This window comes from Rheinheimera soli (genome assembly GCF_021290985.1).
In the GTDB taxonomy this organism is placed as follows: domain Bacteria; phylum Pseudomonadota; class Gammaproteobacteria; order Enterobacterales; family Alteromonadaceae; genus Pararheinheimera; species Pararheinheimera soli.
The window spans coordinates 13,624-40,620 of the sequence record NZ_JAJOYU010000030.1 but is presented as its reverse complement, the minus strand read 5'-3'; the positions used below and the strand labels follow the sequence as shown (position 1 = coordinate 40,620).

Genomic DNA, 26,997 nt, shown 5'->3' with positions numbered 1-26,997 from the left:
TGATATGAGCAGCAATAAAGGCTTTTATTTATGCGATTTAGTAACATAGTTGTGCTGACAGGTGCAGGTGTATCTGCCGAATCTGGCATTAAAACCTTTCGTGATAACAATGGATTATGGGAAAACCATAAGATAGAGGATGTGGCGACTCCTGAAGGTTATGCGCGAGATCCAGCCTTGGTGCAGCAGTTTTATAATCTGCGTCGCGCTCAACTACTGGCCCCAAAACTTAAACCCAATGCCGCTCATCTGGCTTTAGCGAAGTTTGAACAGCAACATAAAGCCAAGGGGGGCAACTTTTTACTGATCACGCAAAATGTCGATAACCTGCATCAAAGGGCAGGATCAGAGCATGTCATTGCCATGCACGGTCAACTGCAAAAAGTAAAATGTGCTGTTTCAGGCAAAAGCCAAAGCTGGTTAAAAGATTTAACAGCCACAGACTTATGCCACTGCTGCAAAACGCCACAACCACTTCGACCTGATATTGTCTGGTTTGGTGAAATGCCTTATCAGATGGATCAATGCGCAGATGCACTGATGCAGGCCGATTTGTTTATTTCCATTGGTACTTCGGGTCAGGTCTATCCGGCTGCAGGTTTTGTGCAGATAGCTGCAGAGTCAGGAGCCCATACAGTTGAGCTTAATCTGGAAGCCACCCGTGGCGATTTTGCCGAAGGTTATTACGGCCCTGCGGCTAAAATAGTACCTGCTTACCTTGCGAAATTAAGCTGAAGTTATGCTGAAGATCAGGACATGATGCAAAATGTGTGGATCAGTTTGCCGGACGGCAGCGGTGGCGTCAGCAAGGGTCATCATTAAAGTTCAGATTTTGTGTAACTTACTTACACCGCATTTTTCCAGCCGTTAATCGTTTTTTTCTTATAGCTCCCTAGTTGTCTTTATTTTATCAACAAAAAGTAACCTTACTGAAACAAACAACAGCTCTAATGTCGCGGCAGATTTCTAATTAAACCGACATCGGAGTCAAAATGCAGAACAAAAATTTCCAGATTGATAACTCGGGTATAGATCCACAAACTAACTTTTCAGATAATCCTGATTTTCAGTCCGTACTGGCCTCGCGCCGCAGTTTCTTAAAAGGTTCTTTAGGCGCAGCCATAGCCACCATTATGGGCTCGGCTTTAGTCGGCTGCAGCAGCGATACCGCTGAACCAGTCACAGGTCCTGTGGGCGTCAAGCCTGAACCAGCTCCGGTTTTGCTGGGTTTTGCCGCTATTGCGGCTAACCGTCTGGATGAGATTACAGTGCCAGTGGGTTACACAGCCCGGGCATTCTTACCTATGGGCACGCCACTGTCAGGCAGTTACCCGGCTTATCTGGCCGATGGCAGCAACACTGGCGCCGATATGGAACAGCAAGTGGGTGCTCACCACGACGGTATGCATTTTTTCCCTTTAGATGCGCGCAGCAACAACCAAAACAGCAACGAAGGTGTACTGGTATTTAACCATGAATATCTGGATGCCAACGTACTGCACCCTATGGGTCCGACAGGCTTACCGCGTCCGGCTGACGAAGTTCGTAAAGAAGTTGCAGCACATGGCGTCACTGTGGCTCATATCAAAAAAGATGCACAAGGCCAGTTCCAACTGGTGCAAGGCAGTCCGCTAAACCGCCGCATCACAGGCGCAACGCCTATGGATATCACAGGCCCTGTGCGTGGTGACGCCAAAGTAGTGACTAAATACAGCCAGGACGGCACCCGCACCCGCGGTACCTTAAATAACTGCGGTAATGGTTTTACGCCTTGGAGCACTTATTTAACCTGCGAAGAAAACTGGGCAGGCTATTTTATGAATGCAGATGCCACTCAGCCACGTGAACACAGACGTTATGGCGTTGGCAGCAGAAATGGCCGCTATTACTGGGAAACTGCCGATTCAGGTGCCGAGCAGTATCAGCGCTTTAATGCAACCAGCTTAGGTGCCGATGCCACTGAAGATTACCGTAACGAGCCAAATACTTTTGGTTGGATAGTAGAAATTGACCCATTTAATCCGGACAGCGTGCCACAAAAACGCACAGCTTTAGGCCGTTTTGGCCACGAAGGCGTTATTTTTGGCCCTGTGGTGGAAGGTCAGCCGATCGTTGTGTACTCAGGCGATGACTCTACTTTTGAATACATCTACAAATATGTATCTAAAGCGCCGTACTTTAAAGCCACTGCAGGCGGTCATTTACTGAATGACGGTACTTTGTATGTTGCTAAATTTAACGCCGACGGTTCTGGCGAATGGTTGGCTCTGGATATCAACAACGAAACCCTGATGACCAAAGCCGCCGCTGCAGGTGTCAGCTTCGACAGTCAGGCCGATATTTTGTTAAACACCCGTCTGGCTGCTGATATTGCCGGTGCGACGAAAATGGACAGACCTGAATGGGGTGCAGTGCATCCAACGACTGGTGAAGTGTATTTTACGCTGACTAACAATACAGCCCGAACCACAGCTCAGACTGATGCAGCAAACCCACGCGCCAATAACGCCACTGGCCATATTATTCGCTGGAAAGAAAATGCCGCAACTTTGGGTTTAAGTTTTAACTGGGATATTTTTCTGCTGGCAGGTGATGTTGGTACTGCAACTCCAGGTACTGACCTGACTCTGACTGCAGACAATCATATGGCAAGCCCGGATGGCTTATGTTTCAGCGCCAACGGTTTGCTGTGGATCCAAACCGATATGAGCGGTTCTCAGCAAGGTGAAGGCCCTTATGGTAACAACCAAATGCTGGTGGCCGACCCAGTCAATCGCAGCATCAAACGTTTTCTGGTAGGCCCTGTCGATTGTGAAGTCACAGGTTTAGCTTTTACACCAGATTTGAAAACCATGTTTGTGAATATTCAACATCCTGGCGATCGCTCTACTCCAAACCAGTTTACCAGTAACTGGCCAGCGAACGACGGCGCCAGCAGACCACGTTCAGCGACTGTGATTGTCACCAAAGATGATGGTGGCGTAATAGGTTCTTAAGACACTTTCCAAACACAAAGCCGGTGTAAAAACCGGCTTTTTTTGTGCACATTTCAGGGTATTTTTCTCGCAGACTTATGGCGTTTCAACAATAAAACTGGTTAGTTTTCGCACCAGCGGCAATATCAACAGTAATACCGGATAAGCCACCACCCAGGATAACCCCCAGGCTCCCAACCAGATAGGCAGTTCAAAACCGCTAAAGCCAGTGCTTTTTAAGGTACTGATCAAAGACACAATACAGCTCATAATAATGGATAAGATCAGCGGCATGACATAAGCCATAGAGCGGGCTGGCAGTTTTTTAAATACAGATTTTGACATCTCGGAACTCACCCAGTAAGAACGTGTTTACAGCATTCAGGCTACGTTTGGGCATTGCGCGGCAAAGTAGCAGAGCTGCGATTAAAAGATAAAGCCAGCTCAGTTTGACTCTGTTACACCAACTTTGGTGCATCAAAGTTTTCCGGCTCATCGCTGTAAATACAGACATTCCAATCTGCTGCTAAACCTGTTTCAGCGACGCAATAGGTCTGGAAAAAGTCTTTTATTTCATTGCGCTGGCAATGAGCTTCAAAGCTTTGGATATCAGCCCAAATTTCGTTAAACACAATTGGAAAACTTTTGCCTTCGGCAAAGGGGCTTGGAATATGACGGGTAACTCTGTAGTGCAGGCAAGCATCCTCGCGCAAGGTATTCGCCTCTAAACCTTGTAGTGCTTTGAAGAGTTCAGCTTCTTTGCCTGGCTTAGGTAAAAACTGAGCAATGCAATAGACTTTTTTAGACATTAGTTTTCCTTAGATCCGGTAATAACGGGCCAGCTTTGCAACTGGCGGGGTGATTCAAACTGATGATCCAGGCCTGTAACCGGATCACTAAAACTTAAGCGTTTTGCCAATAATTGCAGTGGTTCGGCAAAATCCGGCTGCTGCTTTGGCAGCAACTCTGGGTAATATTTATCAAATAAAATAGGGCAACCCACAGACAGCATATGCAACCTCAACTGGTGGGTTTTTCCTGTATGGGGGCTAAGTTCAAACAATCCAAGTTCAGCACTTCTTTCCACCAAGGTCAGGCTGGAAAACGCATTCACTTCACCATCCACTTGTTGCATTAAAAAAGCCGGAGTTGATTTTTCCAGCCGGTTTTTAACTTGCCAGCTGTGTGGTAATTCGAGTTGCTGAAGCTCTTCAGATAACCGGGCCACCGCCTGATAACTTTTGCTGATATGCCCTTGTGCAAACAGCTGATAATACAAAGGCCTGCTTTGGCTATTGACAGAAAACAGCACCAAACCTGCGGTTTCTTTATCCAGCCTGTGCACTGCCACCACATCGTGTAGACCCGTATCGCGTTTCACTCTTTCCAGCAGACATTCATTGACGAACTCACCGCCCGGCGTCACAGGTAAAAAATGTGGTTTGCAGACGACAATAATATGCTCATCCTGATACAAAATCTGATGGGTAAAAGGAATAACTGGCTCAGCTGCGACTTCACGGTAATAACAGACCCGGCGGCTGGGTAAAAATGCGGTGGTTGCACTGATCACTTCGCCACCAAACCAATAGACTTTGCCATCAGCTACTCGCTGTTGCCAAATGGCAGCGTCGATGCGGTGAAATTTTTCAATCAGAAAATTCAGCACTGTACCCCAGCCCAAATCTTTGGGTGGTAAGGTAATTTCAGATGGCTTTGTTGCTTTGCTCATATCCCCTCACGTCAGAGGGGCAGAGTTAAGACAATTCAGCGCTTTGAGTCAACTTGTTTTAGCTTTTCGAGCCGAATAAACCAGGCAACATACGCTTTAACGTATTGTCTTTCACAATGTAATGGTGTGCCAGAGCGCCCAGTACATGGAAAGCGATAAAGGCGTAGCCTGTTTTGCCCACCACTTCATGTACTTCTTTAATAGACGCGGCCAGATCTGGGTCTGGTGCTATTAAGGCTGGCAACTGAAAGCCCCAAAATGGAATAACATGGTCAGATGCGCTTAATAGCAGATAACCTAATGCAGGCATCAGCAGTAAAAAAATATAAAGCACAGCATGCATCAAAGCTGCAATTTTGATCACTATGGTTTTGGGTGCGGGTTCTATCACAGGTATGAAACTAAAACGCCTGATCAGCAAGCGAAGCCAGGTAATACACCATAAACTTAAGCCCAACACAAAATGCACTTCTTTGATCAAGTCACGCTCTACTGTGCCTTTTTCAAATACCCCTCTGAACTCAATACTGGCATAAACAGTAATAAGCAACAGAACAGTCAGCCAATGCAAACGCAGCATCCAGACGCTGTAACTTTGTTGTGAAGCCGACATAACCACCTCTGTTTTGAATTACTTTTTAATTCTGCCAGTGAAAACTTAAGGCAAGCTGAGCTTCTACGCAATCTGCTTTTCGCAGGGCATTCAAATAACACTAAACCACACTAAACAACATAAGCCCTGCCAAACCCAGCACCAGCATGGCTGCGGAGATACGCAGTGCCAGGCTTTGAGCGCCAGCCACCCATACCAAAACAGTTTTCACCAAAGAATTACTTAAGATGGCAATGCCAATAGCTGTAGCGGCTAACTGAACAGACTCACCACGACTGGCATAATCGGCAAGAGATAAACTAATGGCATCCACATCAGTTAAACCCGCCAGAGCGGCCAGCCAATACAAACCCTGACCTGGTGCATAATGCTCCGCCAGTTTGACCAGCAGCAGTACCAGCGCAAATAACAAAGCAAACTGGATAGCCGACCATAAACTAAAAGGGTTATTCACAGGCACAGCAGTAGCAACAGAGGCTGATTGCAGTCTGTGACTGGCCAGAAAAAAAGCCATCGCCAATACTGCGGTGACTAAGGCTAATCCCACTAAAGGCCATAGCAGTTGCCGCATTAAAGGCACGGATATAGCCGTCACAATCAGTATCACCCGGCCAAACATCACCAGCCAGGACACTAAAATACCAGCTGCCAGCCGGTTAGCTGCCCCACTGTCATTTTCAGTTTGACTGCTGCGGGCAAAACTTAAGGTCATTGCTGTGGATGACACCAGCCCACCAGTCAGAGCGGTGATCATGGTGCCTTTGACTGCACCTAAAGAGCGTACTGCTATATAACCTACTAAAGACAAAGCAGAAATTAAAATTACCAGTAACCAGAGTTTATAAGGGTTAAGTGCCTGCCAGGGGTCTATTGCTTCATTCGGCAACAAGGGCAATACAATAAAGCTGGCGATCAATAGTTTCAGGCCGGCATACAGATCATCAGCACCAATTTTGCTGATCAAGCCATGCAAAGGCTCCCGAAATGCCAGAATAGCCGAAGTGAAAATAGCCAGAGATACGGCTATTTCTGCAAAACCAAAAATGACAGCGCCGCCTAATAAACACACAGTAATAGCAGACAACTCGCTGGTTAATCCCAGCGCCACTGCTTTGGCTTTATTCTCCAGATAATAAGCACAGAGTACTGTGACAGAGACGGCCGCCAAAGCCGCGATAAACAACCATGGTGTTTGTAAATGCACAGACAACCAGGCGCTGACCGCCCCCAATTGAGCAAATAAGATGTAAGTACGGACTCCGGCAAAAGAGCCGGGATGATTATTGTTTTTATGTTTTTCCCGCTCAATGCCAACCAAGGCACCAATAAGCAGCGCAATCAAAAAGTTTTGCGCCAGTGTGATGTCAAATCCAGCCATAATTCATATTCTTAGTGAGTTGATCCCAGCATAGCTGAATTTTTGCTTTGTTCGTTGATCTGTCACAACCCTAAGCCTGTTTGCAGCACTTCACCGCAAAAAATAAAGTATCGGGCGGCAAAATCCGGCTAAATACAGCACACCACTTGAATCCACAGCGTAGAGCACCCATTGCTGCATTAGTTTCATACCAAACGGTATTGAATGCAGATAATTACAGCCTTGCGGAGTACCGATGATCCCTTTTTCTATTTTAGATTTAGCCCCTGTTTCTTCAGGCAGCACTATTAGCGACAGTTTTGCCAACAGCAAAGCCTTAGCGCAACTGGCAGACACTTTGGGTTACAAGCGGTATTGGCTGGCTGAACATCACAATATGCCGGGTATTGCCAGTGCCGCGACCTCCCTGCTGATCAGCCACTTAGCTGCAGCCACTTCGCGTATTCGCTTAGGTGCTGGTGGCATTATGCTGCCCAATCATTCACCTTTGGTCATTGCAGAACAGTTTGGCACTTTAGCTACTTTGTATCCGGACCGCATCGATTTAGGTGTAGGCCGGGCGCCTGGTAGCGATCAGCAAACCGCCCGGGCATTGCGACGTAATAGAATGGAAACTGAAGATCAGTTCCCAAGCGATATCCTTGAATTGCAGCAGTACTTTGGTCCGGTAAAGCCAAATCAGGCGGTACAAGCAGTACCAGGACAAAACCTGAATGTGCCTCTATGGATTTTAGGTTCGAGTTTATACGGCGCTCAACTGGCGGCCCATATGGGTTTACCCTATGCATTTGCCTCGCATTTTGCCCCAGCGATGATGGAACAGGCCGCCGCTTTGTATCGCAGAGAATTTAAGCCGTCGGCTCAACTGGATAAACCTTATCTGATGCTGGCGCTGAATGTATTTGCCGCAGAAACTACAGCAGAAGCCCGGCATCTGTTTACCTCACCTCAGCAGCAATTTGTTAATTTGGTGAGGGGCGTACCGGGTTTATTACCTGCTCCAGTTGAGGATATGGACCAGATCTGGCAAAGCCATGAAAAAGCTTATGTGGAAAAAGCCTTAGCCTGTTCGGTGATAGGCAATCCGGCTGAAGTGAAACAAGGCTTATTGAATTTTATCGAACAGCATCAACCAAACGAGCTGATGTTGACCAGCATGATGCACGACCCCAAAGCACGGCAAACAAGTTTTAGGATTGCGGCAGAACTTATCACTGCTTAAAAATGGGCTCAGCTCAGGATTAAGGCTTGGGACTTATTGCATCTCTCTATTGGACTGGCTTTGGCTTGTTGATGTGCAGAATTTTTATTGCCATCGCCTGACAAAATGCAATAAAAAACAATGCAAAAACAACTAGTTAATGGAAAAACCACCAGAACAAAGAACAAAGAACAAAGTCTGACCCAAAAAGAATACAAAATAAGTTGCATTTGTTAATTTGGCGTGTCACTGTTCAAGCTGAATCCCTAAAGTAGTTAAATTTAGGCATTCAAAACTATCCTACCCGTTGGGATCCAAACGAAACTATAAAAGGAATTTATTCGTGAATATCAAGATATATCATAAGTTAGTGTTGATTTTTGGCTTGTGCTTTCTTGTGGGAAATGCTGAAGCAAACACAACTCCACTGCGAGAATGCGTTGCAGGTGCATGTAGTGAAATTGTTCACAACAAGGAATTGGGTAAGGCAACAGTTACCGTTTGGGACGAAAAAGGAAACATCATTTCAGCCGATACGTTCGATTTGGATAGTTCGGCAGAATTGGTTCATGTGAGCACAAGCGACAGTGTGGGTTCTACAACGCCTGAGCATGCTCCTGCTGCGCCTTGCGATAAAGGTCCGTGCGCAACAGTAATATTACAAACCTATCAAACAACAACTCATATTGTTACAGTTACCTTCACTTTTACTTACTTTAATGGGCAGTTGATTGGCGTTAAATCAAATGAAGTAAAAGAAAGTTTGCCGCCTATGCATGAAAGATAAGGCTTGTAGTGCCACATTGTGATTAGTTCTCAATGTGGCCCGATTTCAGAATTTTGCACCTATACTAAGCTTTTGATGTAAATCTCGACTATCAGCAGAAATCTTCAGTTGCTGTGGCAAGATCACATCAATGTCCGACCAGTCAAAATCCACCGAAAATGACAAGCGGATGCGTTCTGTCAGGTAATAACTCAACCCTGTACTCAGATTCACATCCTGCTTAAATTTGATAAAACTCACGGGTTGATTCACAGGCTTTAAATAACTGCCTTCGTTAAAAAGCTCAAAACTGCTGCCTGGCCATAAATAGCGCAAGTCCCATTCCAACTGAATATGACGAAAATCCAGACTTTGTCTGTCACCGACAAAAAGTTCTAATCCGGCACTCTCCTTAAAGTAAGTTCGTTTTAAACCGGCCAGAGCTATCAGTTCCACCCTCAGCTCTTTGGTATCATAAAAGCTATAACCCAGCCCAGAACTTAAATCGATATTTTTGTATTCTGAGGTGACAAAATCCTGTGAGTAGTCAATTTTATTCCGCCAGAATAACTGAGGCTGGAAAAAATAATCGGCACCTGGATTCAGCAGATATTTATGGGTTTTCTTTAACGAATTACTGGTTTCGTAATCGTATTTAGCATCAAAGGTCAGCCGTAAATTGTCATCACGTTGCTCAAAAGCGGTTTTAAAGCCCAGATTATCCGACCTGCTACTACTGCGTTTTTTACCTGCGGTTAAATCGACACTGTAGTGCCTCACCGGCTGATTTTTAATAACCACAGCTTCAGTGTCAGGTTCAACGACGACAACTGCGGGTGCAACAGCAAGCAGCTTTTGCTGCTCAATACGCTCAATCTGGGTTCTGGGCAATTGCACCTGCCCCGAATAAGGCAGATTTAAAAATACGACATCTTTGTCCTGCTGAGTGATAGTGCCTGTTAATCTGTCACCATTTTTCATCCAAACCACAGCACTGTTCCCTGTCGAAGCATGAGAAAAAGTACAGCACAACATAACAGTCAATAGCAGCGCTCTAATCACAGCCATCATCCTTGTACAGAAAAAACTAATTTTTAATCACACCAGTTTAACAGCAGTCAATTCATTCAGGCAGCTTCCTGTCATGGAAAATATAAAGAAAGCAAAAAAGTAAAGGAGCGCATGGCTCCTTTACTTTGATTTAAAAAACGATTATTTCGGTAAAACTACAGAATCAATCACGTGAATGACGCCGTTGCTGGTTTCAATATCAGTGCTAATCACCTTAGCGCCATCAACGTAAACCACACCGTCTTTAACTGCGATTTTTAAATCCTGGCCTTGTACTGTTTTGGCTGAGGTTAACTTCACGACATCAGCAGCCATCACTTTACCTGCCACCACATGATAGGTTAGTACATTACCAAGAGCGGCTTTGTCTTTTAACAGCGCCTGTAAATCTGCAGCTGGAATTTTGGCAAAAGCAGCGTCGTTTGGTGCAAACACTGTAAACGGGCCAGCACCTTTCAAAGTATCGACCAGGTCTGCTGCTTTGACCGCAGTCACTAGCGTGTTAAAGCTACCTGCTGCGACTGCAGTATCAACGATATCAGCTTTGGCAGCTGCATAAGATGCAGCAGAGACGACTAAAGCTGCAGAGAGAACGGTTAAATTCAATAATGAGCGAAATTTCATTCTGATTTCCTTTTAGTTGAACATAAAACCCGCAATAGAAAACGGCGTCGATGCTTAAAAAGATCAGAAGTATATTTATTTATTTTCGGTAAACTTAAGTTGAAAAATGCCGTATTACGCTGTGACAAGCAGATGGTTTCTTCATGCTGCATTTTAGTCATTTAGCTTTTAGTCTCTGGTGTTTTCGGAACTTTCCAGCAGCGTGATTCATGTCGGGTAATAGCAGCAAAATTGACAGAAAAACCTTGTTTTAGTAAACCATCTAACGCCTCATTTTCACTGTCAGTCGGATGAAAAATCTCTTTGGATGTAAAGCTATTTAAACTTTTTAAAGTTTGCTCTACTTGCCAGCGTCCTACAGCATCCGGCGGCAGCAAAACGTACTCCAAAACTAAGCCCCGCTTTAAATCCTGTTGCAGCAACTGCTCTATCAATTTCTGGTTTTGTACTGCCGTGACTGACCACTGACGTAAATCGACAATACGAGCCCAGGGTTTGCCCTGCATAGTCGCAGAGAACTGCTCCAGAGCCTCGGCATAACGGGCTGTCAGGTAGTCTTCATGAATACCGGAAAAACGCACATAAAGCGCATTTTCACTGCAACTCAGTTCCAGTGACGATAAAAAACTATTCATAACAACGCTCAATTATTCAGCCTTCTGTGAGCATAGCAGCAGACAAATGTACCGGGCAGAACAAAATAAAAGTTGCATATCGAAAGTTAACGATATATATTTCGTCGCATCGCGATATACATATATGGATTAACCGATGAGCTCTGCAGAACTCGACGATATGATCAAAGCCCTGTCCCACCCAGTGCGACGGGAAATTTTAAACTGGCTGAAACAACCTGAAGTCTATTTTGCCGATCAGGAACACTCACTGAGTTTCGGTGTATGTGCCGGCAAAATTGACCAAAAAACCGGTTTGTCTCAGTCGACAGTGTCAGCCCATCTGGCCACCTTGCAACGCGCTGGTTTTATCAGCAGCAAAAAAGTAGGCCAGTGGAATTTTTTCTCGCGTAATGAAGAAGTTATTCAACAATTTCTGGCGCGGTTAAATGATCAACTTTGAGGAGTTACAGATGCCAACTTTATTTGATGCAATCACCATAGGTGATTTAACCCTGAAAAACCGTATTGTGATGGCGCCTTTAACCCGCTGTCGCGCTGATGAAGGCCGGGTACCTAATGCCATGATGGCTGAATACTATACCCAGCGCAGCAGCGCAGGTTTAATTTTATCCGAAGCAACTTCAGTGACCCCTATGGGCGTGGGTTACCCTGATACACCAGGTATTTGGTCGCAGGCTCAAACTGAAGGCTGGAAGTTGGTGACTGATGCAGTGCATAAAGCGGGCAGCCGCATTTTCCTGCAACTGTGGCACGTTGGCCGTATTTCTGACCCAAGTTATTTAGAGGGTGCAAAACCTGTAGCACCAAGTGCGTTACGTCCGGCTGGCCATGTCAGTCTGGTACGTCCAATGAAAGACTATGAAGAACCTCGGGCTTTAACCTTAAGCGAAATTAAAGACGTGGTTGAAGCTTTCCGTGTCGGCGCGGTCAATGCGAAAGCAGCGGGTTTTGATGGTGTATTGATCCATGGCGCCAATGGCTATTTGCTTGACCAGTTCCTGCAAGACAGTACCAACTTACGTGATGACGAATACGGTGGCTCTTTAGAAAACCGTGCCCGTTTAATGCTGGAAATCACAGATGCTTGTATCGACGTCTGGGGTAAAGACAGAGTAGCCATGCATTTAGCGCCTCGTATGGACGCTCACGATATGGGTGACTCGAACCGCACTGCCACTTTTGGTTATGTCGCCACTGAACTGGGTAAACGTGATATAGCTTTTATATCTACCCGTGAATATGCAGCAGAAGACAGCATCACTCCACTGATTAAACAGCTGTTTGGTGGCCCTGTGATTGCGAATGAAAAATTCAGCAAAGCAGAAGCGAATCAGTGGCTGGCAGATGGTAAAGCTGACGCTATAGCCTTTGGTATACCTTTTATTGCCAACCCGGATTTACCAAAACGTTTAGAGCTGGATGCACCATTAAACCAGCCGCGACCAGAGCTGTTTTACGGCAAAGGGCCTGTAGGTTATACCGATTATCCAACTTTGGCGTAAATATGACAGACCTGCCCAGCATACTGGGCAGGTCTGTTATTCGTTTAATTGAAACTAAGTTTGACCGACTTAATATCAACCCATTTGGCCTGACCTACTGACAAGTCTCCAGTAGCATCTGTCATAACATATTGCGGATAGGTATTGGGGATCGCAGTACCTTGTTCCGGAAAAACATCACGATGCTCAGCGCCGGACCAGTTCCATGGACCATCAGCGAATCCTTCCAGTATGTCAGCTTCAGGTGATGGGTAATGCAGATAGGTATGGACTACAATTGGAGTATCAGCAGCGATACGCATCAGAGAAGCGTGCTGCCTGGCATCGGCAGTAAATTTCAACGTTGAACCTTGCTGCTCCAAACCTAAGGTTAAAGACGCTATTGAGTTACTGGTCTGCTGAACACGGGTACTGCCATTCACAGGGGTATAAAGCCAGATAGCGGCTCTGATATCACTGAGTGGCAGTTTTATGTTTTCTTCACCACCCCATTTGAAATGACGTACCATCAGAGTCACATCCCCGACATCAAGCTCAGAGTTTTTATTGGTATCAAAACTAATACCGTAAGAATACTCTACATATCCACTGGATTGTGCACTGCGGTTTATCGTGACATAAGGAGGTAAAGTCTCCAGAGTAATTTCAGCAGTAATAGTCCGAATGCCGTTCACATTAGAACAGCCAGGTGATGGCACAAAATAATCTGTTGCTGGCAAATCCAGAGTTTCATTGCCTTCTTTAATGCGCAGCATACCGTTTACCAGCGCAAAAGATGAGGTAGAAACCTCACCTGTTGTAACATCTTTTGTTGTTAGTGATGTATTGGTACTGGCCGTCACATCAAAAAAATCGGCTTCGTAACAACCCCGGCTTTCGTCGTATACATAAGTGGTCACACTGGTGGAGGAAATCATCGCAACAGCCAATCCATCGATACCCCAACTACCGTGATAGTCAGCCAGAAGTGGTTTACTTTGTCCCTGGCCTGGTCCCGTACCTGTATCTGAACCACCGCCACCACATCCACTTAAAACTAAAACAGCTAACACCGAAACTAAGTACTTCATCTACAACTCCTTTTGCATTTAATGATCACTGTTTTAACATGACTTATTTTGTTATGCCAGAGTTGCAAAGCTACATCTGCCTGTTTATTTCTCTGAATTCGCCCCAAAGCGAATAAAGCCCCTTCTACCTATCAACAATTCACTCAACCGCACCTCTGCGTTGCCATAACTTGCACATTAGAAAAGCAAGCAATGACAACAGTAGTAACGGAAACAGTACGACCAGTGCCAGCAAACTGAGCTTTAACGCCAAAGGCAAGCGGTCTGTGCTTTGCAAAGGCGGCAACCAGCGCCCTGGTTTTCTGCGTCGCCACCATAAAGTTAAACCTGCAATTAAAGCCGCCAGTACCAGTAAACAAAACAGCAAATTCAGCCACTGATTCCAGACCCCGTATTGCCGCCCTAAATGGGTCATGGTGCCCCACTCCACCACTTTGGCTAAGGCCGAATAACGTTGCCAGCCAATATCATCCAGTAATTCACCACTGGCAGGGTCTATATAAAGAGTCTGCTGGCCTTCGGCTTTGTCCGGTATATAGTTGATTTTAAATACATCTTTGTCAGTTGCTGGATAAAAAACCCGTACACCCGGACCATAAGTTTCCAGCGCCAGCCTTGTTAAATAAGGTTCAGCCATGCTGATATCCGCCTGCTGTGGCTGAGATGTTAATTCGTGCAAGTTCGACTGATGAGAATGCGCTGCTTGTGGCGCCGGATGCTGTTGCGTGACCCAGGATTCAGTTCCTCCTATGATATGCACTGCTGCTGAGTCTGTTGCAGCCTGCTCCTGATGTTCATGGTGCGGATCCACAGCTCTGCTTTTCACAGTCTCCGGCAAATGAAAATTGGGCGATGGCGTTACCCAGTGCCACTGGGGGCTGAAGTCTCGACCCAACTGGGCAAACTGCTTGCCCCAAAACGTCGACCACGGCATACCACTCAATACCAAAAATGCCAAAGCTAATGAGCTGACAAGGGCCAGAACTGCGTGCCAGTCGCGCCAGTGCACCCGGCCATCACTGCGTTTTCTTGGTACTAAAACCCCGGCAAGCCGCCAGTGTTTAGGCCACCAGAGCCAGCCACCTGTCAGCAGTAAAAATAAAGTCCAGCATGACATCCATTCGACAATATAACCCCCTGTTGTGCCAGCCATCAGCTCACCATGCAAACGCCGCACTATGGCCATTGGCTGGGTTGTAGGGTCAATATCGGCCTGCACCACTAAAGAGTATGGGTCCAGATAAATCAAATGCACCGCATCAGGCGCTGTCAGTTGCCAGCGCACGGCCTGAGTTGGAGCCTGCGCTAACATTACTCTGTTGATCGTCCAAGCAGGATACTGCTGACGCAAGTAATCTTGCTGCTGCGCTAATGTGGCGGCAGTACCTTGTGGTTTTACCTGATAGGCATCCTGCTGCCACCACTGATCAAATTCACGATCGAATAAATAAGCAGAGCCGGTAACTACTAACACCAGTAGTACGGGCGCTATCATCAGTGCAGACCAGCCATGCCAGAAAAATACCGCTCTTTGAGCACCAGCAGCACGCTGCTCTCTTTTTTGCTGATGTGGGTTATGGATAGTGAGTTCAGCCATGATATTCACCCGCTATAACAGAAAAAGAAAATGCAGAACAAACCAGACTCAGCTGAATACGACGGGGAAATGGCATAAAAAATAACGCCTTAGCATTAAACAGTTAACTGAACGTTATTTTTGCATAAGGGGCTGTATCAGCCGATGCGACATATTGTCGCAGTTAGGGGGAACTCAGAGCCGCAACCTGCACAATACAACAGAGGCTATTAGAATAGAAAACGATAGCCATTAGCAGATGTGACAATACGCCGCCTTGCCCATTGCCACTTTGATCAGTATGCTACCGCGGTTTTTAACTGCGCACTTTTACCATTTAGCTGGCAAAGGCTGAAAACCGCAAGGTCGTTACAGCCGTATAGTAAAAGAGTGAATTGTGTACTGGCCTATCCTGAGATAGTAGTGGAGTGATAAGTGCTGACCGATATGTTGTTATTTACAGCCCGACTGGGTTTGTTACTGCTGTTGTTGATCAATCTGATTTACGTATTTTTCCCAGGTGCAGAAATCACAAAAGAGAAAAGAACAGAGCAATTGCTTGAACATTGTATTTTAGCCATTAGCGGCCTCGTTGGCCTGGCCGTATTGCAATTTGTCTGACCTTTTAGCTGGCACAGCATAAAACTGCAGAACCAATGCCTGCTATGCAGGCTTTGTTGTTCTGGCTGTTTATCGATCAGATAGTTAACTGGCCTCTATCGGGTTCGCCCGTTGTATAGGCGGCTGTACTGCTGAATTGCCAGATTTCTCCACACCATATCCATCAGTCTGCTGATAAAAATCAGTGCAGAAATACAGCTGTAACCTACGTCATTTAAGCTTCTTAGTCGTAAAGTCACAGTGTAAGACACAAGGCTGAAACAAAGTCCGGCTAAGTTTGCTCAACACGGACATAAAATTCATAGATGCAGGTGATTTTTTTTCGGGCAAATCGGAATAATTTCCTGTATATTACCGCACTATTTTCAAACCCTAGTTTATAGAGATTACTATGTCAGCAGATTTATCCTTATACAGAAACATTGGTATCTTCGCCCACGTTGATGCCGGCAAAACCACTACTACCGAGCGTATCCTGAAACTGACCGGTAAAATCCACAAGCTGGGCGAAGTTCACGAAGGTGAATCGACCACTGACTTCATGGAACAGGAAGCTGAGCGTGGTATTACTATCCAATCAGCAGCAGTAAGCTGCTACTGGAAAGGCTACCGTTTCAACGTTATCGATACACCAGGCCACGTTGACTTCACAGTTGAAGTATACCGTTCTCTGAAAGTATTAGATGGTGGTATCGGTGTATTCTGTGGTTCTGGTGGTGTTGAACCTCAGTCAGAAACTAACTGGCGTTATGCGAACGACGCGAAAGTATCTCGTCTGATTTTCGTAAACAAGCTGGACCGTATCGGTGCTGACTTCATCCGTGTTACAGAACAGGTGAAAAAAGTTCTGGGCGCTCAGCCGCTGATCATGGTATTGCCAATCGGTCGTGAAGATACTTTCACTGGTGTGGTTGACCTGCTGACTGAAAAAGCTTACGTGTGGGATGACTCTGGCCAGCCAGAAAACTACACTGTGACTGACATCCCTGCTGATATGCTGGACGACGTTGAAATGTACCGTCAGCAACTGATTGAAACTGCTGTTGAGCAAGACGATGACCTGTTAATGGCTTATATGGAAGGTGAACAACCTACTATTGAACAGATCAAAGCTTGTATCCGTAAAGGTACACGTGACCTGGCCTTCTTCCCTACTTTCTGTGGTTCAGCCTTTAAAAACAAAGGTATGCAGTTAGTGCTGGATGCTGTTGTTGATTATTTACCATCACCAACTGAAGTAAACCCACAGCCACTGACTGACGAAGAAGGTGCTCCAACGGGCGAATACGCTATCGTTTCTGCTGATGAGCCGTTCCGCGCTTTAGCATTCAAAATCATGGATGACCGTTTCGGCGCCCTGACCTTTATCCGTATTTACTCTGGTGTACTGAACAAGGGTGATACCCTGCTGAACTCGTTCACAGGTAAAACAGAACGTATCGGCCGTATGGTTGAGATGCACGCAAATGACCGTACTGACCTGACAACAGCTCAGGCTGGTGACATCATTGCGCTGGTAGGTCTGAAAAACAACACTCAGACTGGCCACACTCTGTGTGATCCAAAACACGAATGTACTTTAGAACCAATGATCTTCCCAGAGCCAGTAATTTCTATCTCTGTAACACCAAAAGATAAAGGTTCTGTTGAGAAAATGAGTATCGCCATCGGTAAGATGGTTTCAGAAGATCCAACTTTCCGTGTTGAAACTGATCCGGATTCAGGCGAAACCATCCTGAAAGGTATGGGTGAACTGCACTTAGATATCAAAGTAGACATCCTGAAACGTACTTACGGTGTTGAATTAGTAGTAGGTCAACCACAGGTTGCTTACCGCGAAACTATCACTCGTGAAGTTGAAGACAGCTACACGCACAAGAAGCAATCTGGTGGTTCAGGTCAATACGGTAAAATCGACTACCGCATTCGTCCGGGCGAGCAAAACTCTGGCTTCAAGTTCATCTCCTCTACTGTTGGTGGTAGCGTTCCAAAAGAATTCATGCCAGCCATCGAGAAAGGTTTTGCTTCAATGATGAGCACTGGTACTTTAGCTGGCTTCCCGGTATTAGACGTTGAAGTTGAAGTATTCGACGGTGGTTTCCACGCAGTTGACTCTTCAGCCATCGCGTTCGAAATCGCTGCTAAAGGTGCTTTCCGTCAGTCAATTCCAAAAGCTGGCGCACAACTGCTTGAGCCAATCATGAAAGTTGACGTCTTCACTCCTGAAGATCACGTAGGTGATGTAATCGGTGACTTAAACCGTCGTCGTGGCATGATCTCTGGTCAGGAAGCTGGCGTAACTGGCGTACGTATCAAAGGCGACGTACCACTGTCTGAGATGTTCGGTTACATCTCTACACTGCGTACTATGACTTCTGGTCGTGGTCAGTTCTCTATGGAATTCTCTCACTACTCACCATGTCCACAAAACGTGGCTGACACTGTGATTGCAAAAGAGAAAGAAAAGAAAGCTGCCGCTGCTAAGAACTAATTAGCCGCTAATGCAAAAAAGCCCCGCTGGTGAAAACCGCGGGGCTTTTTGTTTTTCACATCCCTGTGAAAAATCCCTTCGGGACCAGCTAAAGCTGTCCAAAAAAAGTTCCTGACATTTTTGTGTTTTCACATCCCTGTGAAAAATCCCTTCGGGACCAGCTAAAGCTGTCCAAAAAACAGCAGGACAGCTGTTTTTCACAGCGTCAGCGGCCAACGGCGAGCATCAGGGAAGATGTGAGTGAAAAAAAGTTCCTGACATTTTTGTATTTTCAGCAGTTATTGCATTTTTTTCCCTGCAGCACTGGCTTCGATTAATTTCGCCAGTCGGGATAAACGGGTTTCAGCTTTTTTAGCGCTACAGATCCAGTGCAGCAATACCTTTTGATAACCAGGTGCTGTGGTTGCAAAAAACGACCAGGCTGCAGCATTGCTCTGAAAAATTGTTAGTTCTTCTGCTGACAAGCTGGCAACAGTAGGCTGCTCATGTGCATAAATTGCAGACTTGTATTCAGTTCTGTAGGAAAAAGCCAGCTCCCCTGCTGCTGTCATCCGGCCTTGAGAGCGCAGATTTTCCATTTTATCTATATTGATTTGACTCCAGATGGAGCTCTTTTTGCGGGCTGTAAAACGTATGCTGTAACTGTGCTCATCAATACGCTTACGTTTGCCATCGATCCAGCCAAAACATAAAGCTTCATCCACAGACTCAGACCAACTCATACAAGCTTTATCCGTCGCTACTTTATGAAAACCTACCAATAACTCTGTTGCAGTAGCTGCGTGTAACTCCAGCCAGGAACGGAAGTCCTGTGGGCTGTCAAAAAATAGCGGGGTTGTCAGTTTGCTTGTCATTTGTTCGGAAAGCTCCAGCTTGAGTAGATACAGGCAACTGCAGTGGCAAGCCTCTAGTCTATATTTTAGTTTTTACCTGTCCAGGCTGATGAGCCGCTTGTAACTGCTGCATAAATTTTAGTGCATCAAAATCATCCTGACTGCTGAATAAGTGAAGTTGCTGCCAGAACTCCGCTGAAACATAAGCTTTGAGCACAGTCAGATAAGTCGAAGCTTGTGCGGTTTGCCCATCTTGCACCAGTGTATTAAACAACGCCCATAATCTAAAGAAGCTCATCTGTGGATCCACTTGCTGCAATTGCTGATCGATGGCATGGTTTAATAACAAACCACAGCTGTAGTGCAATTGTGAATTGGCAGCTGCAGCTTTGGCATAATTTCGCTGTTTTTCTAATCCTGCCGCACAATGCTGCCCGGCATCCGTCAGCTTCTGCTGCAACATCTGCTTGTTCTGCTGCACTGCTGTTGTTGCCAGCCCAGCCAAGTACTCAGCCGCACCTTCATGCACCCAGGCATCCTGACTGCGATCAACAGCTCCGGCTTCTCGCTGATACAAATGCGCCACTTCATGGGCAAAAAACCAGAATACGGCATCTGGTTGCAGCTTCTCTATCGCCTTGTGGCCATACCAATGCATAAAAATTTGCCCTGGTAAAGTACCGCCCTGATGACCATAACTGCCATCTTCTGTTGCGCTATAGGAAGCAAAAAGCGCAGGTCTGAAGTTCAGAGCGCCCATCTGTGAGGTGAAATAAGCCATCAATTGCGGTAACTGGCTGCTGATTTGCTGCTGAAGTATTGAGGGCAACTCAGAGTCAATCAGGCTGATAAAATCAGGCCCGGCTAAAGGGGTTGCTTTGCCCAGATACAGCTTTGAACCACTGTCCCGCTCCTGCCAGGTCACTTCATTTTGATAGAGCTTGCCACCAACAATAATGTTCTCACCAATAGGCACTTTTAGTGTCAAAGTCCAGGTATTCAATTCTGGTTGGCAGTGCTCTGCACAGGCAAAAAAGCGTCCCGAATGCAGCAGCATACCGCCGTCAGAAAAAGGAGAAAAAGCAGCATATTCTTTAGGTAGAGGGGTATAAACCGCAGGAAGGTCAAAACTAACCTCGCTAAAAGGCCGGCCATCGGCTCTGACCACAGCTTCTGTACCATCCAGATACAGAATTTTAAAAAGCTCTGATTGCGCAACCCAGTGTTTTGCCCTTGAGCCATCCGGATTGCGTTGAAACACCATACGCTGCATTGGCGAAGCTGTGCTGTATGTCACCCGCCATTGTCCCTTCTCATCTTTTTTAATCAGGGTTGATACCTGACTAGCGGCCAGAGCAGATGTGTAAAGAGCAATAGCTATAAAAACGCCGAGCTTAACCATATGGATTTTACCGTTTTCAGTCAGGAATCAATGAGTTTATTGCACCACAATTGGAAAACCATCTGCAAAACAAAAACCTTAAATCAGTGGATTAAACTGTAAGGTTGTGTGACGTCCATTGTTGGCTACAGCAATAGCAAGCTGTGATTTGTTTATACCGGGCTTTTAAGTCAGTACTGAGAAGCTGAGTGGGCAGTCAATATGCTTCAGCATCTGGTTCACTATGGCTGGCAGGGTAAAACTTGTGGTGTTGGCTACTGTTGCAGTGATTAAAATATCGCAGTGGCTGAGATCTATGCCCTGGCGAACATAAAACATGGTAATGGCTTCGATGTTTTCGGGTTTTAGCGCAACCAGAGCACTATAGGTAAGTTGTTTTGTATTACTTTCACTTACCGCAATTGCCGCACTTGCTTGCTGCTCTGTTTCAGCAGTGTAAGAGACAGCATCTATTTCGCGGCACAAAGTCAGAGCCTGCATTTTGTTTAACTGACGAAACCGAAAACTGATTTCTATCGCTGAATTATTCATCTTCCCCACTTTTATCTTTCTGGAGCCGGAGCCGTTTTTCAGAGCTAATTAGTCTGGATTTGTATCGCTATGATGCCGGAACAACATCACTTGCTGCGCCGAGCCTTTTGCCTGATACATAGCCGTATCTGCATGCTTAATCAGCAGCTGCGCAGTGTCACCGTCAGCCGGAAAGAGTGCAATACCTATGCTGATTTTTATATGCAAAGTCAGGCCACTCAGAGTCACAGCTTCAGCCACACGAACAGCTAACTTTCTGGCAAGACACAACACATCATTTTTATCTTTTACTTCGAGCAACAAGCAAACAAATTCATCACCGCCCCAGCGGCTGACCATATCGCCATCACGGATAAAAGATTGTAACCGGTTGGCCACCATCAACAACACCTTGTCACCCATCTCATGACCATGGCTGTCGTTAATGGTTTTGAACTTATCCACGTCGATAAACATCACGGCCAGCCCCCAACCCTGCCGCCTTGCCTGAGCCAAGCCCTGATTCAGAGCCTGCTCATAGGAAGCTCGATTCGCTAAGCCGGTCAGAGCATCGGTCAGTGCCAGTTGTTGCGCCTGCAGCCCCGTTACCTGAGCCTGCAATAAATCATCACGCACTGTGGCTAAATCGGCTTTGATAGTATCAAGTTCAGATTCAATACCTATACGCACTGCAATTTCATTGGCTAATTTAACGTTCACCCTTTTTAAATCGTCCGCCGCTTTTGCTACTCTGATTTCAGCGTCTGCATTTTGAGTCAGCGCTATCCTCATCGCCTTGAGTGAAGCATTCTCTTGTTTTAAAACATCATTGACCGAAGCCAGCTCACCGGCAGCCCTGCCAACATCTAGTTTTATTTCTTCATTTTTTTTCAGCACACCATGCAGCGTCGCCCTTTTGACGGTCGCCTTTTTCACAGGCACTTGCGGTTTTGCTGGCATGCTTACCTCTTTATCAAAACAACAGCTTCAGAACCAGCCTAGACTATTGGCAGTTTGACGACTGGAATAGCGGCCACATCAGTGATCACCTGCCGCTTCGGCAAATAGGGCAATAACATTTCAGTTTCTTTTTTAACTACGCCATAGCATTCGCAGCTCAGCGCCTCCAGTTTGTCTCTGTCCAGCACTTTGATAAGGCCCCGCGAATAAGAAATTACGCCCTGTTGTTGCAGCTTTAATGCAGCCTGTGTTACGCCTTCACGGCGGACACCCAGCATATTGCCAATAAACTCTTGCGTCATGTTCAGCTGATTATGAGATAAACGGTCTATAGACAATAACAGCCAGCGACACAGCTGCTGATCAATCGAATGATGTCTGTTGCACACTGCTGTTTGGGCCACTTGAGTGATAAGCGCCTGGGTGTAACGCAACATCAATAACAATAATTGGCCGTGCCGGTTAAATTCTTCTTTCACTTTTGGCCGGGGCAAACGATAGGCGTGGCCAGCACTTTGCACTATAGAGCGGCTTGGCGTGCCCTGCCCGCTCATCAGCAATGAAATCCCCAACAACCCTTCATTCCCCACCACCAGAATGGCTGTGGATGCGCCGTTTTCCATAATGTACTGCAACGAAATTATTGAGTCTGTAGGAAAATAGACATGGCGCATAGTACGGCCAGACTCGTACATCAAAGAGCGCAGCGGCAATGGCACCAGCTCAAGATGGGGAAATAAACGCTCCTGCACGTCAGGATCCAGGGCCGCAAGAAAATGATTTTGTTGCGGGTGCGGTTTAGGTTTTTTCGACATGCAATCCCTCTAATTGGAATGGTGATCAGGATCCGGTTGAGCCGGCTGAAGATACTGCTTAGCTCAAAACAACTTCTGTGCGATTTCGCACACAAGATTAACTTCACTCAGCAAAGCACCACATCAAAAACAGTTGTGATCGCATTGCAGTAAAAGGACAAACAGCAGATGTTGTAGGTTTAGGGGTAACTGAAAAACCATGCAGCTTTTTCATTTACAAAAATAATACAAGAACTGTACAGACCGCCCTGCAGGATAGGGGCGAAGAAATGAATAACGGTGGTTAACATAACACAGTAACGAGGCAGGGATGCAGATATTCATTCCGTGTAAGAACATTTGCTCCCATTCTGCTCAAGCTGAGCCTGATCAACCAGACTGGTCACCAACAGAATGACCTTTGAGCTGTTGATAAATACTGTGATTTTTGAAAAAAATATAGCCTATAAACAGCAACATAAGTACAACAAAAAAAGTAAACATAGCAGCAAAATCCCGTTTTTCGAACGAAATAAAACTGAATACAGACAACGGCATACATAAAATAACAATTTCGATAACGGCACTTCTCAGCCATGGTTTTCGGCCAAAAATACTCATAGTCACCTCTCTTTCTATTGCATTGTTTGTACTAAGTCTGTAGCTGAGTTTTTAAACCAAAGCCGCATACACAGTATTTAAAGCAACTGCAGCACCACAAAACACAGCTGAAAGCAAAGCCACAACACGAACCCGCTGATGATACTTTTGCTGATTAATAGCCAGATGCTGCACTCGTTGTCTGCCGGTCATAAAAAGCACAACAGACAAGAGCAACAAGCCTGGCATCAGCAAAGGGGTTTGACTAAACACAACAGCTATAGCAGCAGCCGCAACCAACAGGGACAAGCCAAACCAAAGGCTGGCAAGCGCTCTATTGTGAGGTGGTTTTTCTGTAGACAAAGGATAATCTCCTCTTTCGAACAGCTGCAAAAGCACAGAAAACAGCGGCCTTCAGCTGCTTGCTGTGATGAAGTAGTTAGTCTTGCAAAGTGACTGCAGCACATCCTATTTACTGTAGCGACGCATCACTGCTACTTTGCCTGCTTCAAGCTCCAGCACATCCAACGCCGTTTTGGCGTAACTAAATTCTGAGCCATCGGCACGTTTTCCCCTGGCTGAAAACTTATGTTTAATCACCACAGCATTGTAGCCAACTTCATAATTTATCAGTTCAGCCTTGTATTCAGTATGCACACCTAAATAACGGCTCATCCCCTTACGCATCAGCGCTTTGCCGTCAGGCTCACGCGAATCGTCAGGCGCATTTGGAAAATGCTGGTTGCCCACATCTTCGGTCAGAAAAGACAGGTAATGCTCTAAATCTTCTTTGGTTGCATCAGGCTGCTGAGTGGCCACCTGAGCCTGATAATAAGCCTTCACAAAAGCGTCGTAGTCAAAATCATCTGCAGCTACATCTGCATGATAAAAAGCAACCAACCCAAACAGCGCTAACACTACCTTTTTCATCTAAGTTCCTTTTATTGACCTGTATCTACACAACAGTGCGCCCGCTATATAATTTAAGCGCCGCTCTGCAACATTCAAAAATATATTATTTAATTTCAATGCCTTGCCAAACACTCATGAGCGTATTTTTCTTCAAAATCGTTCACTGTAACTGCTGTATACTTTTCTACAAAAGCGGCCAGATCTCCGATATTGTTAAAGCTGTTGGCAAAGGCTTCTTCCTTGCCGTGGTTTGTTCTTGATATTTGTACAGAGTAGCCTCCAGCCTCTTTCGATAGGGTCACTGTTGTTTTGTCCGTACCGTTCAGCTTTTCGACAACCAAAACAGGCTCAGCGGTAAACAATGTCTCAAGCAAAGCTGCTTTTAAATAATCTTTTTCATTCACCCAGACAGCACTATCGGCCTTGCTGTATTGATACAAAGCATAGATGACTGGCAGACTCAATACAGTCGCTACTATGACCTCTAGTGATTGTTTCTCGTCGGCCCAAAAAGCCGCAACCAGCTGTATTAAAGTTGCAATAGAAACCAAATAAAAGAATCGACGCCAGACGGCTGCATTCCAAATCCTTTTTTCCAGTGCATAACCAAAGAATCCCAGTAAATAGATCACCGAAAGCAAGGTGCTGATCAGATTGGCTACTGAAAACTGCCCTACTAAAATACTGCCATAAACACTGAAGGCAATAAGCACCAGGTACAAAATGCCATAGCTTACTAACAAACTTTTCTTCATCTAAAACTCCACCTAAATCGCATCTTTCACCGCAGCCGTTGTCATTCAATCAACTAGCCAGTGATTAATCTGACTCTGACTTCTCCAGTAATAACTGCAGCTCACTCAGCACCAATTCCGGCTCATCAAACTGCACGTAGTGACCGCTTTTTTTGGTTAATACAGCCCGGCCTTGCGGAAATGCTGTGGCCCATTGCTGCCACATCTCGCCCCACATCTGGCGGGCCTGATCGGTGAAAAACAAGTTGCTTGGCTTTTCATGAGTTTTGACGGAAGCAATAACTGTGACTGGCATATCTTTGATTTGCGGGTAATCCGGCAGCGGCCTTTTGCTCCAGAAATCCAGATACTGATTCGACATGCCATTGGCCATATCATCGAGCTTAATTTGCGCTATTTCACGGTTTCCCTGCTCTAAATTGATAGCCCGAATAATGTCCACATCATGTTCAGAGGAAGGGTCTAGCATCAAGAGTGCTTTCACCTGTGCTGGGTAAGTTGCAGCAAAATCCCGGGCTATACTGCCACCATAGGAATGAGCCACCAGTATGACAGGTGCTGTGATATTCAATTTGGTCAGCAGCTCGCTGGCATAATCGGCGTAATCACGTGACGTAAAATGGCGCTTTATAGCGGTTGAATTGCCGTTGCCAGCCCTGGAGTAACGGATCACAGTGGCCTGCTTTGCCATCTGCTGAAATACCAGTTCCCAGTCTGACAGTGCAGCACCACCGCCGGCTTCCAGCAAAATGACGGTTTTACCGCTTCCCGCCATTTCATATTCAAGTTCAGCATCTTTCACTTGCACTAATTTACTGCCAGCGGCAGAAAGGGGAAAAGACATAACAACTATAATTAAACTTAGTGATATAAATGCGTTGTAAAACATACTCTTCCTTGTTTAAACCACTTTCACAGACAGCAACATTCTATAGTTGAAAAGCGGTTCAGGTGAGCGTTTTTTTCTGCTGTTCAGCCAGATAATGTTCAATTTCGAGTGCCGACTGCTGAATAGTTAATCCGCTGCTGTTGAGATGGAAAGTTTCAATTTCGGCTATATCCACAGAAAAATCGAATCTGTTCAGATAGTCTTCAAGATAAAGTTTCGACTGAATTTTATTGGTGTTTTTCCGTTGCTCAGACGTCACCCGACTGATGTGCTCTTCCAGATCACAAGATAATCTGACAAAGTCGGCCTTGATCTGATACTCACTGAGCAGCTCAAAAAGGCCTTCGATAAAGTAATTGCTGGCCGGATAAACATAACAGAAGGTAAAGACGATTCCAGTGACTTTCTTTTCAATCAGCGTTCTGAATGCGTCTAAGCAAATCTTGCGCTGGTACTTCTCAAAACCCGTATTACCGAAGCCCACAACAGCACAAGCAATATCAAAAGCCAGATGCTGAGGAAGTAGATGCCAGCCATTCTTTTTTGCCAGCTCACGTCCGACGCTTTCTTTGCCAACACCTGAGGCACCATAAATCATCACAAATTTCACACTGATCGTCCTTGAATAATAAAGCGCCGCCTAATGCACTGAAACTCACTCTTTACCGCTACGGCCTTTTGGCCGAACAACAAACCAGCTTGCCAAAACCAGTAAGCCAAAAGCACTGTACAACAGAATAAATACCCATTCTGGCGCTGTGTAAAACAGCAACTGATGTAACCAGTGCTGAATAAAAGAGCCTGAGTAAGTCACAGCGCCGGCTTCTTTTCGAAGTGCCATTTCCCAAATGGTTAAAGGGCAAATCACACCCAACCAGGATTGCAGAACCACTATGCTGATAGCAAACAAATGCAGCAATCGAAAGGTCAGGTTTCTGACCCACAACCAGCTCAGAAAATAGCCAAGATAAATAGCCAAAAGCCCAAAGACAACAAAACAGACAAAAAGCACATGCACCAGCAAAATCGCATCAGCCAATACAAGGAGCAGCAGTTCTCTGGACATCGCAGTCCCCCTCAGGCT

At 45.7% G+C, this 26,997-nt stretch carries 30 protein-coding genes; 8 read left to right on the top strand and 22 right to left on the bottom strand.

Translation table 11 applies throughout. The annotated features are described in order from the left end of the window. Positions 1-30: 30 nt before the first annotated feature. A complete protein-coding gene (gene cobB, locus LSG37_RS17210) occupies positions 31-735 on the top strand; it encodes a Sir2 family NAD+-dependent deacetylase (RefSeq protein WP_233081041.1) in 705 nt (234 codons plus the stop codon). A 257-nt stretch (positions 736-992) separates the two neighbouring features. Further along, positions 993-2,996 (top strand): PhoX family protein, encoded by a 2,004-nt coding sequence (locus tag LSG37_RS17205; protein ID WP_233081040.1) that lies wholly within the window; start codon positions 993-995, stop codon positions 2,994-2,996. 75 nt (positions 2,997-3,071) lie between these two features. Here LSG37_RS17205 and LSG37_RS17200 read toward each other — a convergent pair whose 3' ends face one another. From LSG37_RS17200 to LSG37_RS17180, 5 genes are all read right to left on the bottom strand, one after another. Further along, positions 3,072-3,320, bottom strand: coding sequence for a DUF2798 domain-containing protein (locus LSG37_RS17200; protein ID WP_233081039.1), 249 nt, complete (start codon positions 3,318-3,320; stop codon positions 3,072-3,074). 113 nt (positions 3,321-3,433) lie between these two features. Then, complete coding sequence (locus LSG37_RS17195) at positions 3,434-3,784, bottom strand: putative quinol monooxygenase (RefSeq protein WP_233081038.1); 351 nt, start codon at positions 3,782-3,784, stop codon at positions 3,434-3,436. After that, entirely contained in the window at positions 3,784-4,707 is a 924-nt protein-coding gene (locus tag LSG37_RS17190; protein ID WP_233081037.1) for a pseudouridine synthase, read from the bottom strand. The genes LSG37_RS17195 and LSG37_RS17190 overlap by 1 nt, the downstream gene beginning before the upstream one ends. Before the next feature lie 58 nt (positions 4,708-4,765). Continuing rightward, positions 4,766-5,320 carry a cytochrome b gene (locus tag LSG37_RS17185; RefSeq protein WP_233081036.1) on the bottom strand — a complete coding sequence of 185 codons (555 nt, stop codon included), beginning with the start codon at positions 5,318-5,320 and terminating at the stop codon, positions 4,766-4,768. 100 nt (positions 5,321-5,420) lie between these two features. Beyond that, positions 5,421-6,698: an MgtC/SapB family protein gene (locus LSG37_RS17180; protein ID WP_233081035.1), complete on the bottom strand. Its 1,278-nt coding sequence runs from the start codon at positions 6,696-6,698 to the stop codon at positions 5,421-5,423. A gap of 235 nt (positions 6,699-6,933) precedes the next feature. On the opposite strand from LSG37_RS17180, the gene LSG37_RS17175 reads away from it, so the two are divergent. Both LSG37_RS17175 and LSG37_RS17170 read left to right on the top strand, forming a co-directional pair. Beyond that, positions 6,934-7,920 (top strand): LLM class flavin-dependent oxidoreductase, encoded by a 987-nt coding sequence (locus LSG37_RS17175; RefSeq protein ID WP_233081034.1) that lies wholly within the window; start codon positions 6,934-6,936, stop codon positions 7,918-7,920. A 322-nt stretch (positions 7,921-8,242) separates the two neighbouring features. Further along, a complete protein-coding gene (locus LSG37_RS17170) occupies positions 8,243-8,686 on the top strand; it encodes a hypothetical protein (protein WP_233081033.1) in 444 nt (147 codons plus the stop codon). 45 nt (positions 8,687-8,731) lie between these two features. Here the strand turns inward: LSG37_RS17170 and LSG37_RS17165 are convergent, their stop codons facing one another. From LSG37_RS17165 to LSG37_RS17155, 3 genes are all read right to left on the bottom strand, one after another. Beyond that, a complete protein-coding gene (locus LSG37_RS17165) occupies positions 8,732-9,727 on the bottom strand; it encodes a DUF481 domain-containing protein (RefSeq protein ID WP_233081032.1) in 996 nt (331 codons plus the stop codon). Between the two features lie 150 nt (positions 9,728-9,877). Beyond that, complete coding sequence (locus LSG37_RS17160) at positions 9,878-10,360, bottom strand: fasciclin domain-containing protein (protein WP_233081031.1); 483 nt, start codon at positions 10,358-10,360, stop codon at positions 9,878-9,880. Between the two features lie 161 nt (positions 10,361-10,521). Continuing rightward, positions 10,522-10,995 (bottom strand): hypothetical protein, encoded by a 474-nt coding sequence (locus LSG37_RS17155; protein ID WP_233081030.1) that lies wholly within the window; start codon positions 10,993-10,995, stop codon positions 10,522-10,524. Positions 10,996-11,131: 136 nt separating this feature from the next. Here LSG37_RS17155 and LSG37_RS17150 point away from each other — a divergent pair, with 136 nt between their 5' ends. Both LSG37_RS17150 and LSG37_RS17145 read left to right on the top strand, forming a co-directional pair. Beyond that, complete coding sequence (locus tag LSG37_RS17150; RefSeq protein WP_233081029.1) at positions 11,132-11,437, top strand: ArsR/SmtB family transcription factor; 306 nt, start codon at positions 11,132-11,134, stop codon at positions 11,435-11,437. A 10-nt stretch (positions 11,438-11,447) separates the two neighbouring features. Beyond that, positions 11,448-12,500, top strand: coding sequence for an alkene reductase (locus LSG37_RS17145; RefSeq protein ID WP_233081028.1), 1,053 nt, complete (start codon positions 11,448-11,450; stop codon positions 12,498-12,500). A 44-nt stretch (positions 12,501-12,544) separates the two neighbouring features. Here LSG37_RS17145 and LSG37_RS17140 read toward each other — a convergent pair whose 3' ends face one another. Together LSG37_RS17140 and LSG37_RS17135 are read right to left on the bottom strand one after the other, a co-directional pair. After that, on the bottom strand, positions 12,545-13,570 hold the full coding sequence (locus LSG37_RS17140; protein ID WP_233081027.1) for a hypothetical protein: 1,026 nt from the start codon (positions 13,568-13,570) through the stop codon (positions 12,545-12,547). Between the two features lie 139 nt (positions 13,571-13,709). Next, a complete protein-coding gene (locus LSG37_RS17135) occupies positions 13,710-15,167 on the bottom strand; it encodes a PepSY-associated TM helix domain-containing protein (RefSeq protein ID WP_233081026.1) in 1,458 nt (485 codons plus the stop codon). Between the two features lie 414 nt (positions 15,168-15,581). Between LSG37_RS17135 and LSG37_RS17130 the strand changes: the two genes are divergently transcribed. Then, positions 15,582-15,767, top strand: coding sequence for a hypothetical protein (locus LSG37_RS17130; RefSeq protein ID WP_233081025.1), 186 nt, complete (start codon positions 15,582-15,584; stop codon positions 15,765-15,767). A 385-nt stretch (positions 15,768-16,152) separates the two neighbouring features. Next, positions 16,153-18,258: an elongation factor G gene (gene fusA, locus LSG37_RS17125; protein ID WP_436286426.1), complete on the top strand. Its 2,106-nt coding sequence runs from the start codon at positions 16,153-16,155 to the stop codon at positions 18,256-18,258. A gap of 278 nt (positions 18,259-18,536) precedes the next feature. On the opposite strand, the gene LSG37_RS17120 is transcribed toward fusA, so the two are convergent. The 12 genes from LSG37_RS17120 to LSG37_RS17065 all read right to left on the bottom strand — a co-directional run bounded on the left by LSG37_RS17120 (position 18,537) and on the right by LSG37_RS17065 (position 26,979). Beyond that, on the bottom strand, positions 18,537-19,112 hold the full coding sequence (locus LSG37_RS17120; RefSeq protein ID WP_233081023.1) for a YdeI/OmpD-associated family protein: 576 nt from the start codon (positions 19,110-19,112) through the stop codon (positions 18,537-18,539). Between the two features lie 58 nt (positions 19,113-19,170). Next, positions 19,171-20,493, bottom strand: coding sequence for a hypothetical protein (locus LSG37_RS17115; protein ID WP_233081022.1), 1,323 nt, complete (start codon positions 20,491-20,493; stop codon positions 19,171-19,173). Positions 20,494-20,658: 165 nt separating this feature from the next. Further along, positions 20,659-21,024, bottom strand: coding sequence for a hypothetical protein (locus LSG37_RS17110; RefSeq protein ID WP_233081021.1), 366 nt, complete (start codon positions 21,022-21,024; stop codon positions 20,659-20,661). A gap of 48 nt (positions 21,025-21,072) precedes the next feature. After that, positions 21,073-21,963: a GGDEF domain-containing protein gene (locus LSG37_RS17105; RefSeq protein ID WP_233081020.1), complete on the bottom strand. Its 891-nt coding sequence runs from the start codon at positions 21,961-21,963 to the stop codon at positions 21,073-21,075. 38 nt (positions 21,964-22,001) lie between these two features. Beyond that, positions 22,002-22,778 (bottom strand): Crp/Fnr family transcriptional regulator, encoded by a 777-nt coding sequence (locus LSG37_RS17100; RefSeq protein WP_233081019.1) that lies wholly within the window; start codon positions 22,776-22,778, stop codon positions 22,002-22,004. Positions 22,779-23,147: 369 nt separating this feature from the next. Then, the gene (locus tag LSG37_RS17095; RefSeq protein WP_233081018.1) at positions 23,148-23,378 is read right to left on the bottom strand and encodes a hypothetical protein; all 231 of its coding nucleotides are present in this window, start codon (positions 23,376-23,378) and stop codon (positions 23,148-23,150) included. Between the two features lie 51 nt (positions 23,379-23,429). Then, a complete protein-coding gene (locus tag LSG37_RS17090) occupies positions 23,430-23,720 on the bottom strand; it encodes a hypothetical protein (protein ID WP_233081017.1) in 291 nt (96 codons plus the stop codon). Positions 23,721-23,825: 105 nt separating this feature from the next. After that, on the bottom strand, positions 23,826-24,287 hold the full coding sequence (locus LSG37_RS17085) for a nuclear transport factor 2-like protein (protein ID WP_233081016.1): 462 nt from the start codon (positions 24,285-24,287) through the stop codon (positions 23,826-23,828). Positions 24,288-24,382: 95 nt separating this feature from the next. Then, positions 24,383-25,024 (bottom strand): hypothetical protein, encoded by a 642-nt coding sequence (locus LSG37_RS17080; RefSeq protein ID WP_233081015.1) that lies wholly within the window; start codon positions 25,022-25,024, stop codon positions 24,383-24,385. Positions 25,025-25,088: 64 nt separating this feature from the next. Further along, on the bottom strand, positions 25,089-25,868 hold the full coding sequence (locus LSG37_RS17075) for an alpha/beta fold hydrolase (protein WP_233081014.1): 780 nt from the start codon (positions 25,866-25,868) through the stop codon (positions 25,089-25,091). Between the two features lie 103 nt (positions 25,869-25,971). Further along, positions 25,972-26,523, bottom strand: coding sequence for an AAA family ATPase (locus tag LSG37_RS17070; protein WP_233081013.1), 552 nt, complete (start codon positions 26,521-26,523; stop codon positions 25,972-25,974). A gap of 45 nt (positions 26,524-26,568) precedes the next feature. Continuing rightward, positions 26,569-26,979: a DUF2784 domain-containing protein gene (locus LSG37_RS17065; RefSeq protein WP_233081012.1), complete on the bottom strand. Its 411-nt coding sequence runs from the start codon at positions 26,977-26,979 to the stop codon at positions 26,569-26,571. Between the last annotated feature and the right edge of the window lie 18 nt (positions 26,980-26,997).

What these genes read in the sequence shown, in the direction of transcription:
- cobB (WP_233081041.1), top strand. Translation starts at nt 31, where the DNA reads ATGCGATTTAGTAACATAGTTGTGCTGACAGGTGCAGGTGTATCTGCC.
- LSG37_RS17205 (WP_233081040.1), top strand. Translation starts at nt 993, where the DNA reads ATGCAGAACAAAAATTTCCAGATTGATAACTCGGGTATAGATCCACAA.
- LSG37_RS17200 (WP_233081039.1), bottom strand. Translation starts at nt 3,320, where the DNA reads ATGTCAAAATCTGTATTTAAAAAACTGCCAGCCCGCTCTATGGCTTAT.
- LSG37_RS17195 (WP_233081038.1), bottom strand. Translation starts at nt 3,784, where the DNA reads ATGTCTAAAAAAGTCTATTGCATTGCTCAGTTTTTACCTAAGCCAGGC.
- LSG37_RS17190 (WP_233081037.1), bottom strand. Translation starts at nt 4,707, where the DNA reads ATGAGCAAAGCAACAAAGCCATCTGAAATTACCTTACCACCCAAAGAT.
- LSG37_RS17185 (WP_233081036.1), bottom strand. Translation starts at nt 5,320, where the DNA reads ATGTCGGCTTCACAACAAAGTTACAGCGTCTGGATGCTGCGTTTGCAT.
- LSG37_RS17180 (WP_233081035.1), bottom strand. Translation starts at nt 6,698, where the DNA reads ATGGCTGGATTTGACATCACACTGGCGCAAAACTTTTTGATTGCGCTG.
- LSG37_RS17175 (WP_233081034.1), top strand. Translation starts at nt 6,934, where the DNA reads ATGATCCCTTTTTCTATTTTAGATTTAGCCCCTGTTTCTTCAGGCAGC.
- LSG37_RS17160 (WP_233081031.1), bottom strand. Translation starts at nt 10,360, where the DNA reads ATGAAATTTCGCTCATTATTGAATTTAACCGTTCTCTCTGCAGCTTTA.
- LSG37_RS17155 (WP_233081030.1), bottom strand. Translation starts at nt 10,995, where the DNA reads ATGAATAGTTTTTTATCGTCACTGGAACTGAGTTGCAGTGAAAATGCG.
- LSG37_RS17150 (WP_233081029.1), top strand. Translation starts at nt 11,132, where the DNA reads ATGAGCTCTGCAGAACTCGACGATATGATCAAAGCCCTGTCCCACCCA.
- LSG37_RS17145 (WP_233081028.1), top strand. Translation starts at nt 11,448, where the DNA reads ATGCCAACTTTATTTGATGCAATCACCATAGGTGATTTAACCCTGAAA.
- LSG37_RS17140 (WP_233081027.1), bottom strand. Translation starts at nt 13,570, where the DNA reads ATGAAGTACTTAGTTTCGGTGTTAGCTGTTTTAGTTTTAAGTGGATGT.
- LSG37_RS17135 (WP_233081026.1), bottom strand. Translation starts at nt 15,167, where the DNA reads ATGGCTGAACTCACTATCCATAACCCACATCAGCAAAAAAGAGAGCAG.
- LSG37_RS17120 (WP_233081023.1), bottom strand. Translation starts at nt 19,112, where the DNA reads ATGACAAGCAAACTGACAACCCCGCTATTTTTTGACAGCCCACAGGAC.
- LSG37_RS17115 (WP_233081022.1), bottom strand. Translation starts at nt 20,493, where the DNA reads ATGGTTAAGCTCGGCGTTTTTATAGCTATTGCTCTTTACACATCTGCT.
- LSG37_RS17110 (WP_233081021.1), bottom strand. Translation starts at nt 21,024, where the DNA reads ATGAATAATTCAGCGATAGAAATCAGTTTTCGGTTTCGTCAGTTAAAC.
- LSG37_RS17105 (WP_233081020.1), bottom strand. Translation starts at nt 21,963, where the DNA reads ATGCCAGCAAAACCGCAAGTGCCTGTGAAAAAGGCGACCGTCAAAAGG.
- LSG37_RS17100 (WP_233081019.1), bottom strand. Translation starts at nt 22,778, where the DNA reads ATGTCGAAAAAACCTAAACCGCACCCGCAACAAAATCATTTTCTTGCG.
- LSG37_RS17095 (WP_233081018.1), bottom strand. Translation starts at nt 23,378, where the DNA reads ATGAGTATTTTTGGCCGAAAACCATGGCTGAGAAGTGCCGTTATCGAA.
- LSG37_RS17085 (WP_233081016.1), bottom strand. Translation starts at nt 24,287, where the DNA reads ATGAAAAAGGTAGTGTTAGCGCTGTTTGGGTTGGTTGCTTTTTATCAT.
- LSG37_RS17080 (WP_233081015.1), bottom strand. Translation starts at nt 25,024, where the DNA reads ATGAAGAAAAGTTTGTTAGTAAGCTATGGCATTTTGTACCTGGTGCTT.
- LSG37_RS17075 (WP_233081014.1), bottom strand. Translation starts at nt 25,868, where the DNA reads ATGTCTTTTCCCCTTTCTGCCGCTGGCAGTAAATTAGTGCAAGTGAAA.
- LSG37_RS17065 (WP_233081012.1), bottom strand. Translation starts at nt 26,979, where the DNA reads ATGTCCAGAGAACTGCTGCTCCTTGTATTGGCTGATGCGATTTTGCTG.